The organism is Holdemanella sp. (genome assembly GCF_056804935.1).
This window is the reverse complement of record NZ_DBMEXE010000115.1, coordinates 2,033-5,113: the sequence shown is the minus strand read 5'-3', so window position 1 is coordinate 5,113 and position 3,081 is coordinate 2,033. Positions and strand designations below refer to the sequence as shown.

Here is a 3,081-nt window from a genome sequence, read left to right as displayed (position 1 = left end):
TGATAATAAGTATTATCTACATAAGGATCCACTGGACAAACGGCGATACAATCTTCTTCACTTAATCCCTGTACATCTTTTAGATAAGCAGCCGCTAAAGCAATTGCTGGAAATGTATCTCTTCTACAAGGCTCTAAACAAATGGAAACCTTATTTCCTAATTGATTACGAATCGCACTCACTTGTGATTTACTCGTCGCAATCGTCACTTCCATATCCGAATTCACAGTTTGAATTTGACGATACACTCTTTGTACCATAGATTCATACTTTCCATTTTCATTCTTAAATAATTTTATAAATTGTTTACTACGAACATCATTAGATAATGGCCATAAACGTTTTCCACTACCTCCTGAAAGTAAAATAATATGCATAATATACCCCTTTCCTATAATCCCATTCTTGTTTTAATTAAATTCTGAATCATCTCAAATCGAACATTCGCATCCGATTCATCATTTCCTCTAATACTATAATAAATTTTAATTTTAGGTTCAGTTCCCGAAGGTCTAACAGCTACCCATGAACCGTCTTTTAATTCATATTTCAATACATTTGAAATTGGATATGTTCCAAAACCATGCTCTTCAAAAGTTGTTTTATTAAAATCCGATATTTTCTCAACATCCGTAAATGGACATTCCTTTCTTAGAATGCTCATCATCGTATTAATTTTTTCAATACCATCTTTTCCTTTTAATGTGAAACTCTCTAAAACATCTTTATAGTAACCATATTCATTATAAATATCATTTAATAAATCGATTAATGTCTTATTTTGACTCTTGGCTTGTGCAGCCATCTCACAAATCAACATACTAGAAACTACAGCATCTTTATCCCTAGCATGAGTCCCACAAAGATACCCATAAGATTCTTCATATCCAAACAAATAATCAAAGTTTCTTGATAAATCATCTTGATCTTTTGCCTTTTCAAACTGAGTAATCTTCTCACCAATAAACTTAAATCCTGTTAATGTTGAAAAAACTTCAATATCATTTTTTTCTGCAATCTTTGCCCCTAATTCAGAAGTAACGATTGTTTTAACAATGGCAGGTTTCTCTAACTCACTTAAATCTGTGTGGCGAATAATAAAATCCATTAGTAATGAACCAATTTGATTTCCTGTCAATAATTTATATTCATTATTCGCATCTTTAACCGCGATACCCACACGATCACAATCTGGATCTGTACCTAATACAATATCCGCATTTAATTTTTTAGCTAATTCGATACCTAAAGTTAAAGCTTCCTTATCTTCAGGATTCGGTGATTTAACCGTAGAAAAATTACCATCATCATTTGCCTGTTCTTTTACTAATTCAACACAATTAAATCCATCTCTTTTTAAAATCATAGAAACAGGCACTTTTCCTGAACCATGTAATGGAGTATATACAACATTTAAATTATTCTTTATTATTTCATTTTTAATACGCTGTTGCCTAAATACTTCTGAAACAAATTCCTCTGTATTATCAATAAAAGTAAGTAATGTATCATTTCCTTTAAAATCTATTGAATGATAATCCTTCACTTCATTCACATATTGAATCACTTGATCAGCCTGACTTGGGACCAATTGACATCCAAATTCATCATAAACCTTATATCCATTATATTCCTTAGGATTATGACTTGCTGTTAAAACAACTCCAGCTAAAGCTTTATAATAAGGCACAGAAAAACTCAACTGTGGAGTTGGTCTGGCATCTTTCATTAGATATACTCTTAATCCTAATCCCGTTAAAATATCAGCTACTACTCTAGCATATTCTTTACTATTATTTCTTGTATCAAAACCAATAACGATCCCTCGTTCAATACATTCTTCTTTACCATAGGCATCCATTAAATAATGTCCTAAACCTAAAGTTACTTTGCCAACTGTATATTTATTTAGACGATTTGTACCAGCACCCATAATTCCTCGAAGTCCACCAGTACCAAATTCTAATTCTTTATAAAATCGATCTTCTATTTCCTTCTCAGAAGTTATACATTTTAATTCTTTTCTTGTATCCTCATCAAAAAAATTATCATTAGCCCAATTGGTATATATCTTTAAATAATCCATATATTACCTTTCTATATACACAAAAGAAATATCAGGGATTGCATTATAAATTATTTATACTTGTAATACTCTCTAAATATCTTTTTAACGGAAAAATTTTAACATATATTTAATCAAAAGGCAAAATGACACAGTAATAAAAAAAGAGTTCAGAATTAATTCTAAACTCAATCTATTTATTTAATAAAACGTTTATCATATTTACTATATCATGTCCATAGTTCTTTGAAGTTGCCCAACCAGAACCAGTTGGATTTTCCTTTTTTCCTAGCCATTCTACATATTTAGCACTACCACGAGATACTAAATTAAATCTTGGATCAACACACTGATTAATAAGTTTGTCCAAAGATCCATAAGCTTTTAAATGTTGTACTTGTGCTCTGATACCCATACGTACATTTTCAAAAGTTGCACCATGAACCGAGCCTGTAGCTCCAATACCTGCAAAATTGTATTGGTTTGGATTTACTTCTCCACCATATTTTAAGAATGCAGTTTCTTTCATACATTGCGTAAATACAACTTCTGGCTTTACACCTTCTGCGATTGCTTCTTCATAAACAATCTGAGCAAACTGATTAATAGTACTTGCTCCACCTTTAGCTAAAGAACCATCGTATTTGCCATCATATTTAGATTTGAATGTATCATATCCAGAAGTATTCGCATTATAATAACGAACCATTTGATCTACACTTGTCTGTGTAGATCCCATTATGGGCAAATATATATTTTCATCATCAGGTGCATAGCCCTTGTTATAGTAATGTTTTGATGTACTACCAGGCGCATTTCCACCTTTAGGTACTAATACAATTTGAATACCTTCTAAACGATAACTATAACCTGCAGTACCAGCTGATTCACCATTTTTTGCCCAACCTAACCAGCCAAAATTCTGAGCATGAACTCGATAGTACAAATCATATTGATTCTTCGCATTTCCAGTCAACTGCATCTGAATAGCTTCTAGGCGCTTAGCTTGACCAGTT

Annotated in this window: 3 protein-coding genes; all 3 read right to left on the bottom strand. The window is 31.8% G+C overall.

Annotated elements, in window-relative coordinates:
* Positions 1 to 377, bottom strand: a 377-nt coding sequence (locus ACZQCL_RS06195) for a sugar phosphate nucleotidyltransferase (RefSeq protein WP_482482278.1), incomplete at its 3' end; no start/stop codon positions are given.
* A 14-nt stretch (positions 378 to 391) separates the two neighbouring features.
* On the bottom strand, positions 392 to 2,086 hold the full coding sequence (locus tag ACZQCL_RS06190; RefSeq protein ID WP_482482276.1) for a phospho-sugar mutase: 1,695 nt from the start codon (positions 2,084 to 2,086) through the stop codon (positions 392 to 394).
* A gap of 172 nt (positions 2,087 to 2,258) precedes the next feature.
* Positions 2,259 to 3,081, bottom strand: an 823-nt coding sequence (locus tag ACZQCL_RS06185) for a glucosaminidase domain-containing protein (protein ID WP_482482274.1), incomplete at its 5' end; no start/stop codon positions are given.

Bases quoted from the DNA above. Each gene is read 5' to 3' on its own strand.
- ACZQCL_RS06190 (WP_482482276.1), bottom strand. From the start codon at position 2,086: ATGGATTATTTAAAGATATATACCAATTGGGCTAATGATAATTTTTTT.